19 protein-coding genes and 1 pseudogene are annotated in these 18,582 nt (G+C 64.5%); 15 read left to right on the top strand and 5 right to left on the bottom strand.

Annotated elements, in window-relative coordinates; genetic code table 11:
• Positions 1-3: 3 nt before the first annotated feature.
• The 10 genes from JC607_RS17800 to JC607_RS17845 all read left to right on the top strand — a co-directional run bounded on the left by JC607_RS17800 (position 4) and on the right by JC607_RS17845 (position 10,859).
• Entirely contained in the window at positions 4-1,056 is a 1,053-nt protein-coding gene (locus JC607_RS17800; protein ID WP_198838238.1) for an ABC transporter substrate-binding protein, read from the top strand.
• 81 nt (positions 1,057-1,137) lie between these two features.
• The gene (locus JC607_RS17805; RefSeq protein WP_198838239.1) at positions 1,138-1,962 is read left to right on the top strand and encodes an ABC transporter permease; all 825 of its coding nucleotides are present in this window, start codon (positions 1,138-1,140) and stop codon (positions 1,960-1,962) included.
• 13 nt (positions 1,963-1,975) lie between these two features.
• Positions 1,976-2,791: an ABC transporter permease gene (locus JC607_RS17810; RefSeq protein WP_198838240.1), complete on the top strand. Its 816-nt coding sequence runs from the start codon at positions 1,976-1,978 to the stop codon at positions 2,789-2,791.
• A gap of 24 nt (positions 2,792-2,815) precedes the next feature.
• Positions 2,816-3,883, top strand: coding sequence for a hypothetical protein (locus JC607_RS17815; RefSeq protein ID WP_198838241.1), 1,068 nt, complete (start codon positions 2,816-2,818; stop codon positions 3,881-3,883).
• Positions 3,871-5,502: a class I adenylate-forming enzyme family protein gene (locus JC607_RS17820; RefSeq protein ID WP_198838242.1), complete on the top strand. Its 1,632-nt coding sequence runs from the start codon at positions 3,871-3,873 to the stop codon at positions 5,500-5,502. Before JC607_RS17815 ends, JC607_RS17820 begins: the two co-directional genes overlap by 13 nt.
• 3 nt (positions 5,503-5,505) lie before the next feature.
• Positions 5,506-6,276: an SDR family NAD(P)-dependent oxidoreductase gene (locus tag JC607_RS17825; RefSeq protein ID WP_198838243.1), complete on the top strand. Its 771-nt coding sequence runs from the start codon at positions 5,506-5,508 to the stop codon at positions 6,274-6,276.
• Between the two features lie 5 nt (positions 6,277-6,281).
• Entirely contained in the window at positions 6,282-7,373 is a 1,092-nt protein-coding gene (locus JC607_RS17830) for an ABC transporter ATP-binding protein (protein WP_198838244.1), read from the top strand.
• A gap of 26 nt (positions 7,374-7,399) precedes the next feature.
• Positions 7,400-8,812, top strand: coding sequence for an FAD-binding oxidoreductase (locus tag JC607_RS17835; RefSeq protein WP_198838245.1), 1,413 nt, complete (start codon positions 7,400-7,402; stop codon positions 8,810-8,812).
• A gap of 88 nt (positions 8,813-8,900) precedes the next feature.
• Positions 8,901-9,659 (top strand): GntR family transcriptional regulator, encoded by a 759-nt coding sequence (locus JC607_RS17840; RefSeq protein ID WP_198838246.1) that lies wholly within the window; start codon positions 8,901-8,903, stop codon positions 9,657-9,659.
• 12 nt (positions 9,660-9,671) lie between these two features.
• Entirely contained in the window at positions 9,672-10,859 is a 1,188-nt protein-coding gene (locus JC607_RS17845) for an alpha-hydroxy acid oxidase (protein ID WP_198838247.1), read from the top strand.
• A gap of 439 nt (positions 10,860-11,298) precedes the next feature.
• On the opposite strand, the gene JC607_RS17850 is transcribed toward JC607_RS17845, so the two are convergent.
• Positions 11,299-12,207: a LysR family transcriptional regulator gene (locus tag JC607_RS17850; RefSeq protein ID WP_198838248.1), complete on the bottom strand. Its 909-nt coding sequence runs from the start codon at positions 12,205-12,207 to the stop codon at positions 11,299-11,301.
• 149 nt (positions 12,208-12,356) lie between these two features.
• On the opposite strand from JC607_RS17850, the gene JC607_RS25465 reads away from it, so the two are divergent.
• From JC607_RS25465 to JC607_RS26125, 5 genes are all read left to right on the top strand, one after another.
• The gene (locus tag JC607_RS25465; protein ID WP_233092982.1) at positions 12,357-12,923 is read left to right on the top strand and encodes a cyclophilin-like fold protein; all 567 of its coding nucleotides are present in this window, start codon (positions 12,357-12,359) and stop codon (positions 12,921-12,923) included.
• Positions 12,924-12,934: 11 nt separating this feature from the next.
• Complete coding sequence (locus JC607_RS17860; protein WP_198838249.1) at positions 12,935-13,330, top strand: cupin domain-containing protein; 396 nt, start codon at positions 12,935-12,937, stop codon at positions 13,328-13,330.
• 108 nt (positions 13,331-13,438) lie between these two features.
• Entirely contained in the window at positions 13,439-14,482 is a 1,044-nt protein-coding gene (locus JC607_RS17865; protein ID WP_198838250.1) for an NAD(P)-dependent alcohol dehydrogenase, read from the top strand.
• Positions 14,483-15,138: 656 nt separating this feature from the next.
• On the top strand, positions 15,139-15,702 hold the full coding sequence (locus tag JC607_RS25900) for an SDR family NAD(P)-dependent oxidoreductase (RefSeq protein WP_198838252.1): 564 nt from the start codon (positions 15,139-15,141) through the stop codon (positions 15,700-15,702).
• A 39-nt stretch (positions 15,703-15,741) separates the two neighbouring features.
• Positions 15,742-16,224 (top strand): SDR family NAD(P)-dependent oxidoreductase, encoded by a 483-nt coding sequence (locus JC607_RS26125; protein ID WP_198838253.1) that lies wholly within the window; start codon positions 15,742-15,744, stop codon positions 16,222-16,224.
• Positions 16,225-16,356: 132 nt separating this feature from the next.
• Here the strand turns inward: JC607_RS26125 and JC607_RS17885 are convergent, their stop codons facing one another.
• The 4 genes and pseudogenes from JC607_RS17885 to JC607_RS26140 form a co-directional block, all read right to left on the bottom strand.
• Positions 16,357-17,757 (bottom strand): deoxyribodipyrimidine photo-lyase, encoded by a 1,401-nt coding sequence (locus tag JC607_RS17885; protein WP_198838254.1) that lies wholly within the window; start codon positions 17,755-17,757, stop codon positions 16,357-16,359.
• A gap of 1 nt (position 17,758) precedes the next feature.
• Positions 17,759-18,130, bottom strand: coding sequence for a class I SAM-dependent methyltransferase (locus JC607_RS26130; protein ID WP_370584865.1), 372 nt, complete (start codon positions 18,128-18,130; stop codon positions 17,759-17,761).
• A gap of 53 nt (positions 18,131-18,183) precedes the next feature.
• Positions 18,184-18,360, bottom strand: a pseudogene (locus JC607_RS26135) (cyclopropane-fatty-acyl-phospholipid synthase family protein); the annotation flags it as partial.
• A 12-nt stretch (positions 18,361-18,372) separates the two neighbouring features.
• On the bottom strand, positions 18,373-18,570 hold the full coding sequence (locus JC607_RS26140) for a hypothetical protein (RefSeq protein ID WP_370584866.1): 198 nt from the start codon (positions 18,568-18,570) through the stop codon (positions 18,373-18,375).
• Positions 18,571-18,582: the final 12 nt, after the last annotated feature.

The following is an 18,582-nucleotide window of genomic DNA, read 5'->3' on the forward strand; positions in this document are numbered from 1 at the left end:
AAGATGACTGAAGCAAATCGCCTGACCCGACGTAATTTCATGGCCAGCGGCGCAAGCCTTCTGGCGGCGCCCGCGATCCTCGGCGCAGGCCGCGCCTTGGCCTCGACCAACAAGCTGACCTTTGTTACCTGGGGCGGCACCTACCGCGATTCCGTCTATGAGGGCGGCATCAGATCCTTCACCGAAAAGACCGGGATCGAGGTCACGATCATCGACACGCCGGACCTTGCCAAGGTCAAGGCGCAGGTCATGACCGGCAATGTCGAATGGGATGTGTTCGATGCCCCCGGCGCCATGGGAGCCTCCGGGTCGAAAGAAGGCTATTGGGAAGCCTTTGACGAAGGCCTCTTCGATCTTGATGATCTTGCGATTGCACCCACCGCCGATCTGGCACCTTTCTACACCTGGGCCGGCGGCATCGCCTATGACCCGTCGAAAAAGGGTGAAGGCGAATACCCGCGCAACTTTGCCGAATATTTCGACCTTGAGAAATTCCCCGGCCGCCGCACGTTCCGCGACCGCCCGAGCGAAACGCTCGAAGCGGCGCTGCTGGCCGATGGTGTCGCTCCGGCTGATCTCTACCCGCTGGATGTTGACCGGGCTTTCGCCGCGCTGGACCGGATCAAGCCGTCCGTCGCCTCCTGGGTGGCGGCCACGCCCCAGACCATCACCCTGCTGCAAACCGGCGAGGTTGATTTCAGCTATTCCTATTCGAGCCGCGTGCGCACCACGGGCGAGGCCGGGGCGGGCATGGCGTTTTCCTTCGACCAGACCCTGAACGGGCTGGAATATCTGGCCGTGGTCAAGGGCGCGCCCAACCGCGAGAATGCGATGAAATTCGTGGCGCATATGCTCTCGCCCGAGGTGCAGGCAGCTACGATGGAGCTGCTGGCCAATGCGCCGGTGTCAAAGGGCGCGGTGCCGCTTTTGTCCGAGGAATCGCGCAAGTGGTTGCCGGATATGGAGAATGCCAACAACGCTTTGATGAATGACGCCTGGTGGGCAGACAATTTCGAAACCGTCTCGCGCCGTTTCAAGGAATGGATGCTGCTCTGAACCCGGCGCCCTGTCCACGACCCCGCCACTTACGGGCGGGGTCGCCTTTTCCTGTCTATGGCCTGTGAAACGGAGACGAGCATGAACCGAGCCGCAGAACTGCGTGGCGCCGTCGCATTCGTGACGCCGGCCACGCTGATCACCCTGTCGATCCTGGCAGCGCCGCTGCTTTATATCTTTTACACCAGCTTTGGCGGGCCGGATTTCAGTTTCCGCGCCTATTCAGACCTGTTGGGTTCGGCCCTGTTCCGCCGCACGCTCTCGACCACGCTGATCATCGCGCTTTCGGCCTCGGCGCTCAGCCTGGTGCTCGGCTATGTCATCGCGCTGCATCTGGCGCGCCAGACGCCCCGCCGCCGCAGCCTTTACATGGTGCTGGTGCTTTTGCCGTTCTGGACCTCGGTTCTGGTCAAATGCTACGCCTTTACGGTGATCCTCGGCCGGTCGGGGATGGTCAATGAATTCCTGACCTGGGTCAGTGGCAGCCAGGTGCAGCTGGCCCTGATCCTGAACCGGATCGGCGTTCTGATCGGCATGACCAATTATCTGACGCCCTTCGTGGTCTTTCCGGTGCTGGCGAGCCTGATGGCGATTGACGATTCCGTTTACCGCGCGGCCTCGGTGATGGGCGCGAAACCGGTGCGGATCTTTCGCACCGTGACGCTGCCGCTCAGCCTGCCGGGGATCATTGCGGGGCTCTCCTCGGTCCTCGTCATGGCGCTTGGCTTCTTTATCGTACCGGCGCTGCTGGGCGGGCCACGCGACGCCATGCTGTCCAATCTCGTCGATTTCTACACCCGCGAAACCCTGGACTGGAGCATGGCCGCAGCCGTTGGCGTGCTGCTTCTGGGGATGGTGGTGCTGGCCATTGCACCACTGTCGGTCCTGCGCCGCAAACAGAGCTGAGAGGAAGCGAGAGATGTCCGACCGTTCCATCCGTGACCCGCAATCGCGCCGCCTGCAAGCCATGGGCAGCCTGCTGGCCTGGGCCGTCTATATCTTCCTGCTGGCCCCGATTGTGGTGGTGGTGCCGATGGCTTTCGGCTCGCCCAATGAGCTGAGCTTCCCGCCCTCGACCTATTCGCTGGATCTGTTCCGCCAGTTTCTGTCCTCGCCCGCCTGGACCGGCCCCTTGCTGCAAAGCGCGAAGGTCGCCAGCATCTCGACTGTGGTCGTGCTGCTGGTGGGGGTGCCTGCGGCCTATGGCATCGCGCGCTTCCGGTTTCCCGGGCGCGGGCTGATCATGGGGGCGATGATGTCGCCGCTGGTGATCCCCTCGATCGTGACCGCGCTTGGGTTCTACCTGTATTTCTCATATCTGCGGATCAACGGCACCACGCTGGCGCTGGTGCTGGGCCATGTCATGCACACGCTGCCCTATGTGCTGGTGATGATCGTGGCCGGCATCCAGAAGCTGGACCGCAATCTGGAATTCGGCGCCCAGCTGATGGGGGCGGGGCGGTTCCGCATGTTCCGCACCGTGGTTTTACCGCAGCTGGTGCCGTCCCTGATCGGGGCCGGTCTCTTCGCCTTCCTCATCTCATTCGATGAGGTGGTGATCTCCTGGTTCCTCTCGGGACCGACCACCGCCACGCTGCCGGTCAAGATGTACAGCGCCATCCGCTGGGAGATTTCCCCGATCATCGCCGCCGTCTCGACGCTCCTGACCGGGATCTCGCTGGTGGTCTGCCTGATCATGGTCGCATTGAAAAAAAGCACCCCCTCGGCGGGCTGATAAACAAAACAGGAAGGGTTCCCGATGACAAAAGACATGGTTACCGAAACGCTTGAGGATCTGCGCGCCCGCACCGGGCTGGCCAGCAAATTCGCCTGGCTGATGGTCTCGGGCATGACGGCGATGTGCTACCGCGAAAAGGGCGAGGCAACCCTGGTCGAGATCTGGCGCCGTCTGCTGACCGGCGAACAGAAAGACCGCTTTCTGGCCGCGCTCGACAAGCTGGAGATCCGCGACAATCCCCCGGCAGTGACGGCGGCGCTGTATCACTATTTCTCAAATTCGATCGGCGGGCTGAATATGCAGGTCGTGGTGGAAAGCCCGCGCAAGGCCTGGATCCGCTATATGGCGCCCTGGGGATCCTATCCCGGGATCGCCGCGCTGGCGGTGCCCCATGCCGTGCGGCGCACGATCCTTTCGACCTGGCATCCGCGCAATGGCGAGCTGCTGGGCTGTCCGCGCCTCGGCTGGGTGGCGACGAAATTCGTCTCCGAGGGCCATCCCTATGACGAAGGTTATTTCTACGAATATGACCACGACCTCTCGCCGACCGAGCGGTTCCGGGTCGAACATGTCGAAAAAACACCCGAATTCCTGCCCGAGGCGGCGCCGAAACTGAATCCGGAAACCTGGCCCGAGGCGCGGATCCTGAAAGGCGGCTATAATTACGGCGTGGATTATGTGCGCCATGTCATTGCGATCCTTTACGAATTGCTGGGCGTGAATGCCGCGACCGATATCATCCGCGCCGCGATGCGGCTGCTGGCGGCGCAATTCACCAAAGATCTCGCGGCAACCACCGGCCATCGCGGCACCGATGCGCTTTCCGTCCTGCAGATGTTTGCCGCCCTTTTTGCCGCCTTCCGCAATGACGTCACCGTCGAAGGCGACAGCAGGCATGCGGTCTTGCGGCTGCAAGGGTTCAACCCCTTCACCGATGCGGCCGCGCCGGAATTGCGGGCGGCGGTCTATGAGTTCTTCGCCATGGCCGTGCGCCAGCAAAACGGCCATCTGCGGCTGGAACGCGCCCCGCTGACCGCCGATGGCAGTGAGGTCTGGACCCTGAGCGATGCGGGGGAATGGCTGTGGTAAAGCTGTCTCGCGACAGTGGCGCCCCGTTCTTTCGCGAGGATGAGACGGTGCCGGGTCTGCTCGCCCGTGCCGCCGCCGCGCGCCCGGATCATGTCTATCTGCGCCATGACGGCCATGACCTGACCTGCGCCGGTCTGGCGCAGGCGGTCGGGCAGCTGGCAGCGGGGCTGTCTGCGCAAGGCATCCGCCAGGGCGACCGGGTGGCGGTCATGCTGGGCCATCACCTCGATCATGTGCTGGTCTTTTTCGCCATTCAACTGCTGGGCGCGGTTCTGGTGCCGGTGAATACGGCGCTGAAAGGCCCGTCACTGGAGTATCAGATCACGCATTCTGCCCCGGCAATGGTGATCGCGGATATCGAATTTTCCCAGGTGCTGGACGGCGCGATCCGTGCAGCCCGCGCAGAGGGGGCCTGTGCGGCAGCGGTCTGGCGGTGCCCCCCCGGTGCGGCTCTGTCTGCCGGGGGAATGGCTCTGTCCGGGCTGATGGCGGGGGGCGAAACCCCTCCTGCGGTCCCTCATGACCGGCGCGATCTCAGGATCATCCTTTATACCTCGGGCACCACCGGTGCGCCCAAGGGCGTACAGATGTCCGACCGGATGGTGCAGGCGACCGCGCTTGGCTCGATCTGGCTCTCGGATATGCAGCCGGGATCGGTGTTGCATTTCTGGGACCCGATCTATCACGTCTTCGGGGCCGAGGTGCTGGTCCTCGCGCTGATGGTGCCGGTCACCCTTCATATGGTGCCGCGTTTTTCGGCCAGCCGGTTCTGGACCGAGGTCCGTGACGCCGGCGCGAGCCATATCCATTTCGTCGGTGGCGTGCTGCAGCTTTTGCTGAAGCAACCGCCCTCGGCTCTGGACCGCAGCCATGGCGCACGCATCGCCTGGGGCGGCGGTTGCCCGCGCGATGTCTGGGCCGCATTTGAGGCGCGCTTCGGGATCGAAATCCGCGAAGGCTATGGCATGACCGAGACCTCCAGCTTTTCGACCATCAACCCCGGCGGCAGCCGGGCGGGCAAGCTCGGATCAATCGGCACGGCAGTCGATTACTTCCGCGTCGAGGTGGTCGATGATCAGGGTCAGCCCTGCGCCCCGGGCCAGCCCGGCGAGATCCGCGTGGCCGAGACCGAGCCCGGCGTTCTGACCACGGGCTATTATGCCAATCCCGAGGCGACCGCCGGTGCATTGCGCGACGGCTGGCTTTATACCGGCGATATCGCCGAGATGGATGCCGATGGCTTCATCACCTATCACGGCCGCAAAAAGGACAGCCTGCGCCGCCGGGGCGAGAATATCTCGGCCTGGGAGGTCGAACGCGTGGTCAATGACCATCCCGAAATCGCCGAATCCGCCCTGATCGGGGTCAAGAACGAGATCGGGGACGAGGATCTGAAACTCTTCGTGCGCCGGATCGGGGGCAGCACTCTGGACGGGGCAACCCTGCTGTCCTGGTGCGCCGATCGCATGGCCCGTTTCCAGGTGCCGCGCCTTGTCCGGTTTGTTGACGACTTTCGCAAGACGCCGACCCAGCGGATCCAGAAACAGTTCCTCTCCGCCGCCATGGACGATTGCGACCATGATGCCGAAGCGGTCAGGACCAGAAGCCAGAAGGACTGAACCATGCAGCTGAAAGACAGGGTTGCCATTATCACCGGGGCCTCGCAGGGCATCGGTGAGGGCATCGCGCGCGAATATATCGCCGAAGGGGCGAAGGTGATCCTCGCGGATATCCAGGATGACAAGGGCCAGGCCCTGGCGGCAGAGCTGGGCGGAAACTGCCGCTTCGTCCATTGTGATGTCTCGCAAAGCGCCGATGCGGCGGCGGTGGTCGAGGCGGCTTTGGCCGCTTTCGGGCGTCTCGATATCGTGGTCTGCAACAGCGGCATCAACCTGACCGGCACCATCCTTGACCTCTCGGAGGCGGATTTCGACAAGGTGCTGTCGGTCAATCTCAAGGGCGCTTTCCTGGTGGGTCAGGCCGGTGCACGCTGGATGGCCGCGCATGGCGTTCAGGGTTCGATCATCAATATGAGCTCGATCAATGCCATCGTCGCCAGCCCGCATATCCTGGCCTATGCGGTGTCGAAGGGCGGCATCAACCAGCTGACCTCGGCCATGGCGCTTGGGCTGGCGCCGCATGGCATCCGTGTCAACGGCGTCGGCCCCGGTTCGATTGCGACCGAACTGCTGGACAAGATCTTCGAGAATGATCCCGCCGTGCAAAAGGGCATGCTGGCCCGCACGCCGATGGGCCGCCTTGGCACCGTGCGCGAAATCGGCCGGATCTGCGTTTTCCTCGGCTCGGAGGATTCGTCCTACATGACCGGCGAGACGATCTATGCCGACGGAGGCAGGCTGCGGCTGGCCTATACCGTCCCCGTGAAGGAGTGACCCGCATGAGCCCATCCCAGAGCCATACCCAGCATGCGATCACGCTTCAGGGCGTCTCGATGAGCTTCGGCTCGGCGCTGGCGCTGCGCCCGACCGATCTGACGGTGCATCGCGGTGAATTCCTGACGCTGCTCGGCCCGTCGGGATCGGGCAAGAGCACGCTTCTGAACCTGATCGCCGGGGCGATTGCCCCGACCGCAGGGCGCATCCTGCTGGATGACCGCGACATTACTTTCACGCCGCCGCGTGACCGGGGCATCGGTATGGTGTTCCAGAATTATGCGCTGATGCCGCATATGACGGTGTTCGAGAATGTCGCCTATCCGCTGCGGGTGCGAGGCTGCTCTGCCGACGAGATCCGCCGCAAGGTGCATGAGGCGCTGGAGCGCGTCGGCCTGAAAGGCTTTGAGGAGCGCAAGCCGCGCCAGATGTCGGGCGGCCAGCAACAGCGCGTCGGAATCGCCCGCTGCATCGTCTATTCGCCCGCGATCATCATGATGGATGAACCGCTTGGCGCGCTGGACAAGAACCTGCGCGAACAGATGCAGGATGAGATCAAGCGCCTGCATACCGATCTGGGCACCACCTTCATCTATGTGACGCATGATCAGGAAGAGGCCCTGAACATGTCGGATCGCATCTGCCTGATGAGCGTCGGCGAGATCGCCCAGCTTGGCACCCCGGATGAGCTGTATTTCGCGCCGCAAAGCCGCTTTGTGGCGGAATTCATCGGGGAATCGAACCTGATCGAGGGCAGTATCTCGGGGCCGGGCCGCATGGCCGCCGCGGCAGGCGGCGAATTTGTGCTGCGCGATACGACCCGGGCCAAAGGGGCTGCCGTCACGCTGATGATCCGTCCCGAGCGGCTGCACCTGCTGGCAGAGGGCGAGACCGCGCCTGCCGGAGCCAATCTGATCGAGGGCCGGGTTGCAGGGACCTCTTTCATCGGCGGTATGACCCGGATCCAGGCAGAGGCCGGCAACGGTCTCGTCCTGACCACCAAGGCGATTTCCGAACATGTCAGCCGCCGCGCCCGGCCAGGAACGCCGGTGCGGCTGTGCTGGAACCCCGAAGACGGCGTATTGCTGGACCGCTGAAGCCATCCCCTCCCCGGAGCCCGATCTTGTCTGATATCCTCTCGCGCCTTCGCGCCATTCCCGGCCTCGCCATCGTCACCGATGCCGATGACATGGCACCGCATCTGGTGGACTGGCGGCGCCGGCATTCCGGCGCGGCACTGGCGCTGGTGCTGCCCTCTGATACGGCCGCGGTTTCGGCGGTGCTGCGCGCCTGTTTCGAGACCGGAACGCCGGTCTTTCCCCAGGGCGGCAATACCAGCGTCTGTGGCGGCTCGGTTCCCGATGAAAGCGGGGCGGGGATCATCCTCAACCTCGCGCGGATGAATGCCATTCGCAAAATCGACGCCGATGACGACAGCATCATCGTCGAGGCAGGCTGTATCCTGCAAAAGGTGCAGGAGGCGGCGGCCTCGGCTGACCGGCTGTTCCCGATGAGCCTTGGCGCCGAAGGCTCCTGCCAGATCGGCGGTAATATCGCCACCAATGCGGGCGGAACCGGCGTGTTGCGCTATGGCAATATGCGCGATCTGGTGCTGGGGCTTGAGGTGGTTCTGGCCGATGGCACGGTGTGGGAGGGGCTGCGCACCCTGCGTAAGAACAATTCCGGCTATGATCTGCGCAATCTCTTCGCCGGGTCAGAGGGGACGCTGGGCGTGATCACCGCCGCCGCGCTGCGGCTGTTCCCGCGCCCGCCGCATACGCTGACCGCGATGCTGGCCGCCAGGGGCAATGATGCGGTGCTCGCGCTGGCGCGCCAGCTGCGCTCGGCCTTCCCGGGCGAGGTTTCGGCGCTTGAGATCCTGTCGCAAAGCCAGATGGCCATCGTCTTGCGCCATGTGCCGGGGGCGAAGCTTGCACTGCCGGAGGATGCCGACTGGTATCTGCTGGCAGAAGTCTCGGGCTCAACCGCACCCGAAGCGCTGGAGGAGCGGCTGACCGATGCGCTGGCTCCCGCCTTTGAGGCAGGCGCGGTGCTGGATGCGGTGCTCGCGACCAGCGAACGCCAGCGCGGCGAGCTATGGGGGCTGCGCCATCACGTCACCGAGGGCAATGTCAAAGAGGGCATGGGCCTGACCCATGATATCGCGGTGCCGCTGGCGCAGATCGGCCCCTTTATCGCCGCCGCCGGGGCCTGGCTGGCGCGTGAACTGCCGCAGGCGGTTCCGGTGGTGGTCGGGCATCTGGGCGACGGAAACCTGCATTACATCGCCATGTTCAGCCATGCTGACTGGGCCGCGGTTAGCGACAAACCCGGTCTGACCGCGCATCTGAACCATGCGCTTTACGACATCGCCGCGGCGATGGGCGGAACCTTCAGCGCCGAACATGGGGTCGGGTCGATCCATATTGCTGATATGGCCCGCTACAAACCCGAAGCCGAACTCAGGATGATGCGCGCGATCAGGCAGTTGCTTGATCCAAAAGGCCTGATGAACCCCGGGCGTGTGCTGCCGTAATCCGCCTGGCACCTGCCTCAGGGATCGCTTGCAAGTGACTGAAGAGACGATGAATATATCTCAGGGAAAAGGTCTCGGGGGGATCACCATGACCGAACAGACTTCGGGCCGCGACGGCGACAAGGTGCTGCGTGTCCTGCGGGACGGCATCCTTCGGCTTGACCTGCGGCCCGGCGCCGTGATCGACGAAGCCGGGATCGCCGCACAGCTTTCAGTCTCGCGCACCCCGATCCGTGAGGCGATCATCCAGCTGATCGCCGATGGGCTGGTGATCCGCGATGGCCGCACCGCGCGGGTCGCGCCGCTGGATTTCGACGAGGTGCCAAAGCTTTACGAGGCCCTGCTGATTTCAAGCCGGATGATCCACCGGCTTGCGGCAGAAAACCGGACCGAAGCCGACCTTACCGCGATACGTCAGGCGATGCTCGATTTCGAGGCCCTCACCAGCAGCGGTGACGGGCTGGAACGGCAGGATGCGAATGTGACCTTTCACACCCGGATCGCGGCGGCGGCAAAGAACCGTTACTTCCTCGATTTCTATGAGCGGACGCTGATCGCGTCCAGCCGTCTGGCGCGGGCCTGTTTCTCGAATACCGACCGCGCCAGCATCTCGGATGCCGAACCCGATGACGAACTGGTGCTGCATGTGCGTGAAACGGCGCGGCAACACCGGCTGATGGTCGAGGCGATTGCCGATCGCGATATCGCCGCCTCGGACCGGCTGGCGACCGAACACCAGGATCTGTCTCTCAACCGCCTGAAGCGGGCGATCTTCACCGGGGCGGTTGCGATCAGCTCAACCCCCGATCTCTCGCTCCCAACCGGGCGGTTCACCCTCGCCTCCTGACCAGGACCCTCTATGCCGCCCGCCGCCCTGATGGATTTTGCTGAAATGCGGCAGGCGGCCCGGCGCCGGCTGCCGCGCGCCATTTTCGATTATATCGATCGCGGCACCGAGGCCGAGACGGCCATACCTGCCCTGCGCCATGGGTTTGACAGCCGCCGGATCGTGCAAAGGGCGCTTTGCGATGCCACCACGCCCGATATGTCGGCCGAAGTGCTGGGGCGCAGACATCCTCATCCGATCATCATTGCGCCCACGGCCCTTGCGGGCCTGATCCGCTACAATGGCGAGATCGGGATGGCCAGGGCAGCGGGCCGCGCCGGGCTGCCCTATTGCGCGGCAACCCAGGCCTCGACCCGGATCGAAGAGATCCGCGAGGGCGCCCCCCAGGCCGCGCTCTGGTTCCAGCTCTATCCCTGGCGCGACCGGGAAGAGACCTTCCGCCTGATGGACAGGGTGCGCGACCTGGGCATTGATACGCTTCTGGTGACGGTCGATACCCCGGGGTCACCCAAGAAGGTCCATAATTTGCGCAATGGGTTTTCGATTCCGCTGCGACCGAACCTGAAACTGGGCCTCGATCTGCTGCGCCACCCCGGCTGGACCCTGGGGGTTATGGGCCGGTACTGGATGACGCGCGGATTGCCCTCTTTCGACAATTATCCCGGCGAGGTGCGGACGGCGATCACCCGATCCGTCAGCGACCCCCGTTTCGCCCTTGAAACGGATTTCCGGGCAGATCTTATGAAAGCGATCCGCAATCGCTGGCCGGGGCGGATGATCATCAAGGGAATCCAGCATCCCGGGGATGCCGAAACAGCGCTGCGCCTTGGTGCCGACGGGGTCGTGATCTCGTCACATGGCGGGCGCAACCTCGACAGCCTGGCCATGCCGCTGTCGGTTTTGCCAGAGATCCGTGCGGCCGTGGGCGGCAGGCTCCTGATCCTCGCAGACAGCGGCGTGCGGCGGGGCAGTGATATCGCCAAGCTGATCGGAGCCGGCGCAGACGCCGTTCTGGCGGGACGGGCTTTCCTTTGGGCGCTGGCTGCGGGCGGCGAGCAGGGCGTGGTCCGCATGGCGGAACTGCTGCAAGATGAACTGCGGGGCTTTATGGCCTTCAGCGGCATGGCGAGCCTCGCGGATCTGCGGCGCGCCCGGTGGATTGATGAACTGCCCCTGTGGCAAAGCTCGCCCCGGGGCTGATCGCAGCGGCCCCGGATTAAAACGGCCCTGCCCGCCCCGGACGAAATCAGAGACCCTGTTTCCCGCAGGTCAGGGCCAGCATCCGCCGCGACCACATACTCTGGTGCAACAGGGTTCAGAGCCGGAAGAGGCAGGCGGCGGCAGGAGCGGCCGGGACAGGACCATGCACCGGCCTCAAGGTGACAGGAGACTCCGGGCCGTTCACGATACGAGTCCCGACCAGAACCCATCGCCCGGCATCCACTGACGCCGAAAAGGTCAGCCCGAAAAGTCCGGGCACGGCTTCGACGCGGAGACTGCGGTCCGAAGGCGCGCTGCGTGGCACAGGGTTATCGTGACATCGGTTTAAGCCAGTGATGAGTGCTGTCTGATGCGCCCCATAGGCGCTCAGCCAGCTCCTGACTTCCGGTTTCGCGCCGGTGACGTCTTCAGCGCCCTGTCAGGCAAAAGACGAGGGAGGGCTGTGGCGCAGAGCGTCGACGATCACCCGGAACGCGGGCAGGTTCTGGCGGCGGCTTGGGTAATAGATGAAATAGCCCGCAAATGGCTGTGACCAGTCGTCCAGCACCACGTTAAGCGCGCCCGAGGCAACCTGCCGGGCCACGAGATCTTCGGGCACATAGGCGATGCCGTAGCCGCGCATCGCGGCATCGACCATCTCATAGGATCCGTTGAAGGTCAGCTGCCCCTCGACGCGCACGCGCAGGTCTTCACCGCCCTTCTCGAACTCCCAGGCATAGAGGCCGCCCGCCGCGATCTGCCGGATGTTGATGCAGGTATGGGTGATCAGCTCTTTTGGGTGCATGGGCGTGCCGCGTGCTGCGAGGTAGCCGGGCGAGGCTACCGCCACCAGCCGCCAGTCCGGCCCGATCCGCACCGCAATCATGTCCTGCTCGACGCTTTCACCAAGGCGGATACCGGCATCGAAGCCGCTGTCGACGATGTTGCGAAAGGCGCTGTCGACGCTGAACTCGACCCGGATATCGGGATAACCGATCAGAACCTCGCGCAGTTTTGGCCAGACGATGGTGTGCAGCGCATGGTCTGACAGCGTGATCCGCACCCTTCCCGCAGGCCGGTCGCGCCAGGACATGATCGTGGCCATCTCAGACTCGATCTCGGCGATGCGCGGGGAAAGCGACAGCTGCAACCGCTCGCCTGCCCCGGTCGGGGCGACATTGCGGGTGGTGCGGTTCAGAAGCAGCACGCCCATCCGCGTCTCGAGCCGCCTGATCGTATGGCTGAGCGTGGACTGCGAGATGCCTAGCCGGGCGGCCGCGCGGGTGAAGCTGCGCTCTTCGGCCACGGCGAGGAACCACAGAAGGTCGTTGAACTGTTCGCGTGCCATCCGGGGCCTCCATCCCGTCAGATTTATGGCTCCGGTCGATGAGTGCAAGTGGATTGCGATGGGTAATCCTCGCGATCTGTCCTTGCTATTTACAGCCCATCGAATGGATCAGCGAAAGCACGACCGGCCATGGACATGACAGCCCCCCGATGGCGAACCCGTCGCGCATGGCACAGGCGACAGTGCTGTCGGGGGGGGGCGCCGGCTTCACCGTGCCACAACTGTCGCTGACCCTGTTGCTGTCACAGATGCCGGTCACAGATGCTGGTCGCGATGGCTCTGCTGCGGTTTCCAGGTGCATCATTGCTGGCGCATCCTGCATGGGGAAATCCGGAGGCTGCGCCATGAACCCGTCGAACCCCCGCCTGTTCATCGCCAGTGCCGCCGCAGCGCTGCTGCCCGCAAAGGCCCGAACACAGACAGGACCCGCCATGCGCCTGCGTTGCCGTTGTGCCGATCAGGAATTCAGCTATCTGTTGCGGGACAATGCGAAGCGCGCCCATCTGCCCCGCCGTCTGGATGAGACCGGAGGTCAACCGATCCGTGATGAGGCGCCGGGCGATCTGTGTTACTTTCGCGGCTGGGGCAATCTGGCCTTCTTTCACAGCGGCTATCCCTGTCGAGACGATCTGAACCTTCCGGGCCGGATCGAGGGCGGGGTGGCGCCGCTGCGGGTCAGGGGCATGCATCCGCTGCGCCCTGATCATATGTCTTAAGGAGAAAACCGATGGAAATATTCCGCGCCGGACAGGTGCCTTCGCGCAAAGGCCCCGCCGACTGGTTCACCGGACAGGTCCGTATTGACACCCTGTTCAACCCCGCCGCGCCCGACCGTGTGCAAGGCGCGAGTGTGACCTTCGAGCCGGGCGCCCGCACCGCCTGGCACACCCACCCGCTGGGTCAGACGCTGATCGTCACGGCTGGCCTCGGCCGGGTGCAGCGGGATGGCGGCCCGGTCGAGGAAATCCGCCCCGGTGATGTCGTGTGGTTTGCCCCGGGCGAACGCCACTGGCACGGTGCCGGCCCCGCCACCACCATGACCCATATTGCGCTTCAGGAGGTAAAGGACGGCAAAGTCGTCGACTGGCTGGAACATGTAAGCGACGCCGATTACGGCGTCTGACATCGCTGAAACCCGTATAATCTGCACCCAGGGTCAGCCCCGGCGGGTCAGGAATCGCCCTGACCACAGCGCAAAACCGGCCGGACCCACCACAAAAGGAGACCTGAAATGGTTGTGAAAGCCTATGGCACCCCGGCAGGTGATGCGCCGCTGGCCCCCCTGAACATCACCCGCCGCATCCCCGGCGCCCATGATGTGCAGATCGGGATCCTGTTCTGTGGCATCTGCCATTCCGACCTGCATCAGGCCCGGGGCGAATGGGCCGGAACCCTGTACCCCTGTGTTCCGGGTCACGAAATCGTCGGCCGCGTCGCCTCGGTCGGCGCGCATGTCACGAGCCACAGGCCCGGTGATCTGGTCGGCGTCGGCTGTATCGTCGACAGCTGCCAGCATTGCGCCGAATGCAATGACGGGCTGGAGAATTACTGCGACGGCATGATCGGCACCTATAATGGGCCGACGCCGGATGCGCCCGGCCACACCCTTGGCGGCTATTCGCAAGAGGTGGTGGTACATGAGCGCTATGTGCTGAAGATCACCCATCCCGAGGATCAGCTGGCCGCCGTGGCCCCTCTTCTCTGCGCCGGGATCACCACCTGGTCGCCGCTGCGCCATTGGGGGACGGGCCCGGGCAAGAAGGTTGGCGTCGTCGGGATCGGCGGGCTTGGCCATATGGGCATCAAACTGGCCCATGCCATGGGCGCGCATGTTGTGGCCTTTACCACCTCGGAGTCAAAGCGGGCCGATGCGCTGAAGCTCGGCGCGGATGAGGTGGTGGTGTCGCGCAACGCGGCCGAGATGGCCGCCCATGCCAAAAGCTTCGATCTGATCCTGAACACGGTGGCCGCGCCCCATGATCTGGACGCGTTCCTCGTGCTGTTGAAGCGCGACGGAACGTTGACGCTGGTCGGCGCACCCGCCACGCCGCACCCGATGCCCAATGTGTTCAACCTGATCATGCGCCGCCGCAGCCTTGCCGGGTCGATGATCGGCGGCATCCCCGAGACGCAGGAGATGCTGGATTTCTGCGCGAAACACGGCATCACCTCGGATATCGAGATGATCCGTGCCGACGAAATCGAGACCGCTTACGAACGGATGCTGAAAGGCGACGTGAAATACCGCTTCGTCATGGATATCGCCACGATGTGATCCAGGGCGGGCGCTCCGGCATGGCCGGGGCGCCTTTCTGGCAGTCGGGTGGCGGGCTCCGGCAGCTCCCATGATCTGACACATCTAAGGCGTGGCAAAGGCCGAGGGACCCTATTGGCGATTCTGGTCTTCCGGAAGCGGTCAGTGACCGGCCCTATTGGGGTTTGCACCGCTTCAGGGTTTCGCATGCCGCATTTGTCATTCCGCCAGGAGAAAGCTGCCGGCGACAAGAAAGCCGATCACGGCGCGGATCCGTCTGCGCGGGTCAGGATCATCAGCAGCCGCCAGCTGGCGATGACAAAATGGTAGCCAATCCGGTCCTCCAGAGGCCGCAGCGCCCTGCTGGCCGAGGGCTGCCCCGGGCCGAGGTGCCGCGCAGCCCCGGTGATACCATCTTCCGCCGCGATCGCATTCCGCCCTGAGCGGGCCGAAAACCACACTGTCCATGCCGATACTTTCTTTCTGGGAAAGAACAACTTCGCGACTGATACGCGCTGCCTCAGATCGCGACACCTGCGGGCTGGACCCGCAGCAACCGCTCTGGTCAACCGGCGTGATGCATATCCCTGGCGTGAGCCGCGATGAGGAGGGCATGAAACCCTGCCGCGAGCGCATCGGCGCAACACCGGCGCCATTCGCGCCGCAATCCCTGGTGCATGGTGACCGGGTTGAGTGGCTGGAAGTCACGGTGCCATGGGGAAGGGGCGCGTGATGCGCTTCGCCGGCATGGAGGACGCGCGCGCCTGGTGCGGCTCGCCGGCCTGTCAGGATATTCCCGGGCATCGCCTCTCAGCCGCGGAGAACCGCGCTTAACTCGTCAAAGGGCCGGACGCCTGCGCCTCCAGCCCGTTTTCCAAAGAGGGCAGGAAAAAACCCACACCACCCAGCACAAAACCCTTCTGATCACCGGCGCCTCTTCGGGCATCGGCGAGGCCACCGCAAAGCTCCTCGCCGCCAGAGGCGCGCAGGTGATTCCGGATGCGCGCCGCGAAGACCGGCTGAAAAAGATCGCCCGGGCGGATCACCGAGGCGGGCGGCCAGGCGATCAGGCAGGAGATGGACCTTATCGACGCGGAGGGCAGCCTTGCCTTCATTGCCCGTACCCGTATCCGTGCCTCTGCAGAATTCGGCAGCATCGACGCGATTTTCCCCAACTCCGGCCCAGGGCCGGGGGCGCCGGTCCCGGCTCTCAGGACCACGGAATGGACGCGTATGATTGATATGACCATCAATGGCGTCCCTAACGGGTCGCCGCCGGTATGGGCGCATGCCTCGGGCAGAAGTCGGGTCATATCCTGGCAACCTCTGCGGTGGCGGGTCTGACGGCCTGTCCGAATGCGGCCGTATACGGCAGCGGCACATGGTTTGTACGCTCTTTCATGGAGGTTTTGCGGATGGTATCCGCGATGCAAGGCGGCAAAATCCGTATTGCGGCCATCTGCCCGAGCGGATCGCCAGCGTTGCGGCCTATGCGGGCGACACCCTGCCCGCGTACCGGCGTCCGGGTCGCTGCGGCGTGCAGACCGCTATCCGATGTCAGGAGACATCAGGCTGACGCCGGGTTGCTGCGCATACCATCTCCGCAGCGCCGGCCGATGCCCGGCGCGGTTCCCGGATGTATGCAACCGTTTCTCCAGGCCAGATCAATGCGCAAGACATGCCTGGCGGCTCGGTTCCTGCCTTCGTCGCAGGCCCGCCGGAGGCTCTGTTGCACCAATCCTGTGAAGGGTTCATCTGCTTAGCCCCGGGGAGCAGCAGGATGGTCCGTATCCATGCCTTGCGTGATCAGATCGGCCCTGTCCCGCATATCGGAAAAGACGGGATACCGCGCGATATGTCAGCCCGGACCCAAATCTGTCCGGCGCGCCGACCCCTCATTGGCTATTGCGGTTAAAGGCCTCCAGTGCCGAAAGCGCGCGTTTGCGGCCCTGATCCAGAAGCGCGGCGCTGTCCGGCAAAGCCCGGTGCTCAGGCGGGTTCCAGGAGGCCGGCACCGTTTCGCGCCAGGCTTTCGCCCCCTCGCCCGTAAGCCAGTGATCGCGGTAAAGGCTCTTTGGGTCAAAACTTGCCGCCTGCTTTTCCGGGTTGAAGATGCGGAAGAAGGGCGAGGCATCGGGCCCGCAGCCTGCAACCCATTGCCAGTTCATCGCATTCGCGGCCGGATCCCAGTCGGTCAGGCTGTCTTCGAAATGCGCCAGACCGATGCGCCAGTCGGTCAGCAGATGTTTCGTAAGCCAGCTGGCCACCACCATGCGGACCCGGTTGTGCATCCGCCCGGTCACCCGCATTTCGCGCAGGCCTGCATCAACCAGCGCGATGCCGGTTTCGGCGCGGCTCCAGGCCAGGGCAGCGGGATTGGCACCAAGCCAGGGAAAGCGCGCCCAGTCCGCGCGCCAGGGCGTCTCGGCCATCTGCGGGAAGGCCAGCAGCAGATGCCAGGCAAATTCGCGCCAGAGAATTTCCGAAAGGAACTTCTCAACCCCGGAGGCGAGCGCGGGATCGATCCCGGCGCGCAGTGACGCCATGGCCCAGATGCGGCGCGGACTGATCTCGCCCAAAGCCAGATGCTCTGACATACCCGAAGTGGCGTCGATATCCGGGCGGTCGCGATGGGCGGGGTAATCCGGCACATGGGCGATAAAATCCGCGAGCCGGGCAAAAGCCGCCGCCTCGCCCGCAGGCAAGGCCTGTTTCGCCAGAACCGCCGCCCCGCGATACATATCCGGAGCAAAGGTCAGTTCCCCGGCCCGCCGCGCGCCGATCGCCGGCAGCGCGGAAATGATGGCGGGAGGGGGCAGGGGCCGATCTGGCCCCGCCACCCGCACGGCCCGCGCGAAGGGCGTATAGACGCGAAAGCTGCCCCCCGCGCCGGTTTTCACCCGCGCGGGATGGATCAGCAGATGGCCTTCATGCAGATGCAGCCTGACAGGGCCTGGCCCGAGCGCCCGGCGCAGGGCGTCCTGCGCGGCTTTGGTGGCGGTTGTGGGCCAGTCGTTCTGATGGATGGCACTGGCCCCGATCCGGGCGGCAAGCCCGGGGAGAAGGTCGGCCGCCTCGCCCTCCAGCACGGTGATATTTTCGCCCGTCCGCACCTGCCATGCCGCATCGAAACACTCCAGCGCGCGCCCGAGCCGCCAGCGACTGGCCGCGCCTTGCGCGCGTGTGGCGGCATCCATGACAAAGACCGGCAGAACGGGTCCGTCCCTGACTGCCGCCGTCAGCGCGGCATTGTCGTCAAAGCGGAAATCGCGACACAGCCAGAGGATTGATGTCATCTTATGCCGCCTGTGCCATTTGGCCGACATGGCCGAATTCGACCTGTACCACATCAGAGCGCCCGGTCGCAAAGGTCGCGGCGCAGCTCTCCGGATAATAGTGCCAGCCGCGCAGGCAGGGCTCGTCATAGCCAAAACGGCGGATGCGTGGGGCGGCGGCCCCGGTCATGCGCGCGGCCCAGACCCGGCAGGTGCGGGCGTAATCCTGCCCGAAGGTGAAGCTCGCGCGCAGTTCCAGCCCGGCATTCGCGCCCTGATGGCGCGGGATCGCCGGGCTGGGCAGCATGCCGCCGGGAAGAATATGCTGGCGGATGAAATCCGAGCGTTTGCGATAGACCGAGAATTCGGCATCCGGCACGGTGATCGCCTGCAAGACCGCCCGTCAAGCCGCGCGTCGGCATAGCCCTTTTGCGCGGGCGACAGCGTCAGCCCGGTGACATGACGGCCGGTCTCAGCGGCGCGTTCGGCAAATCCGCCCCAGCCGCAGCCGATCTCGAGAATGCGCGCGCCCAGGGCCAGCCGCGACAGGATACGATCATTCTTGCGCGCCTGAGCGGTTTCCAGATCATCGGTGTCGTCGGACAGAGCCGAGGAATAGCTCATGCCCGGATCAGGTCAGAGCTGGTAGAATTCATTCCCGACATCGCCGCGCGTCGCCAGCGCGGCAAGCAGCGCCCGGTCGGTGATCCGGATCATGGATTCCGGGCCATCTGATCCGAACTGGTGACGATGGCCTTCGGGGGTGGTCAGGCTGAGCCGCCCGTGCCGGATACCCTCAGGCGAGACGAGAAAGCGGGTCTTTGGCAGGCTCATCGGCTGATTTCC

The organism is Paracoccus sp. IB05 (assembly GCF_016405985.1).
Lineage (GTDB): Bacteria > Pseudomonadota > Alphaproteobacteria > Rhodobacterales > Rhodobacteraceae > Pseudogemmobacter.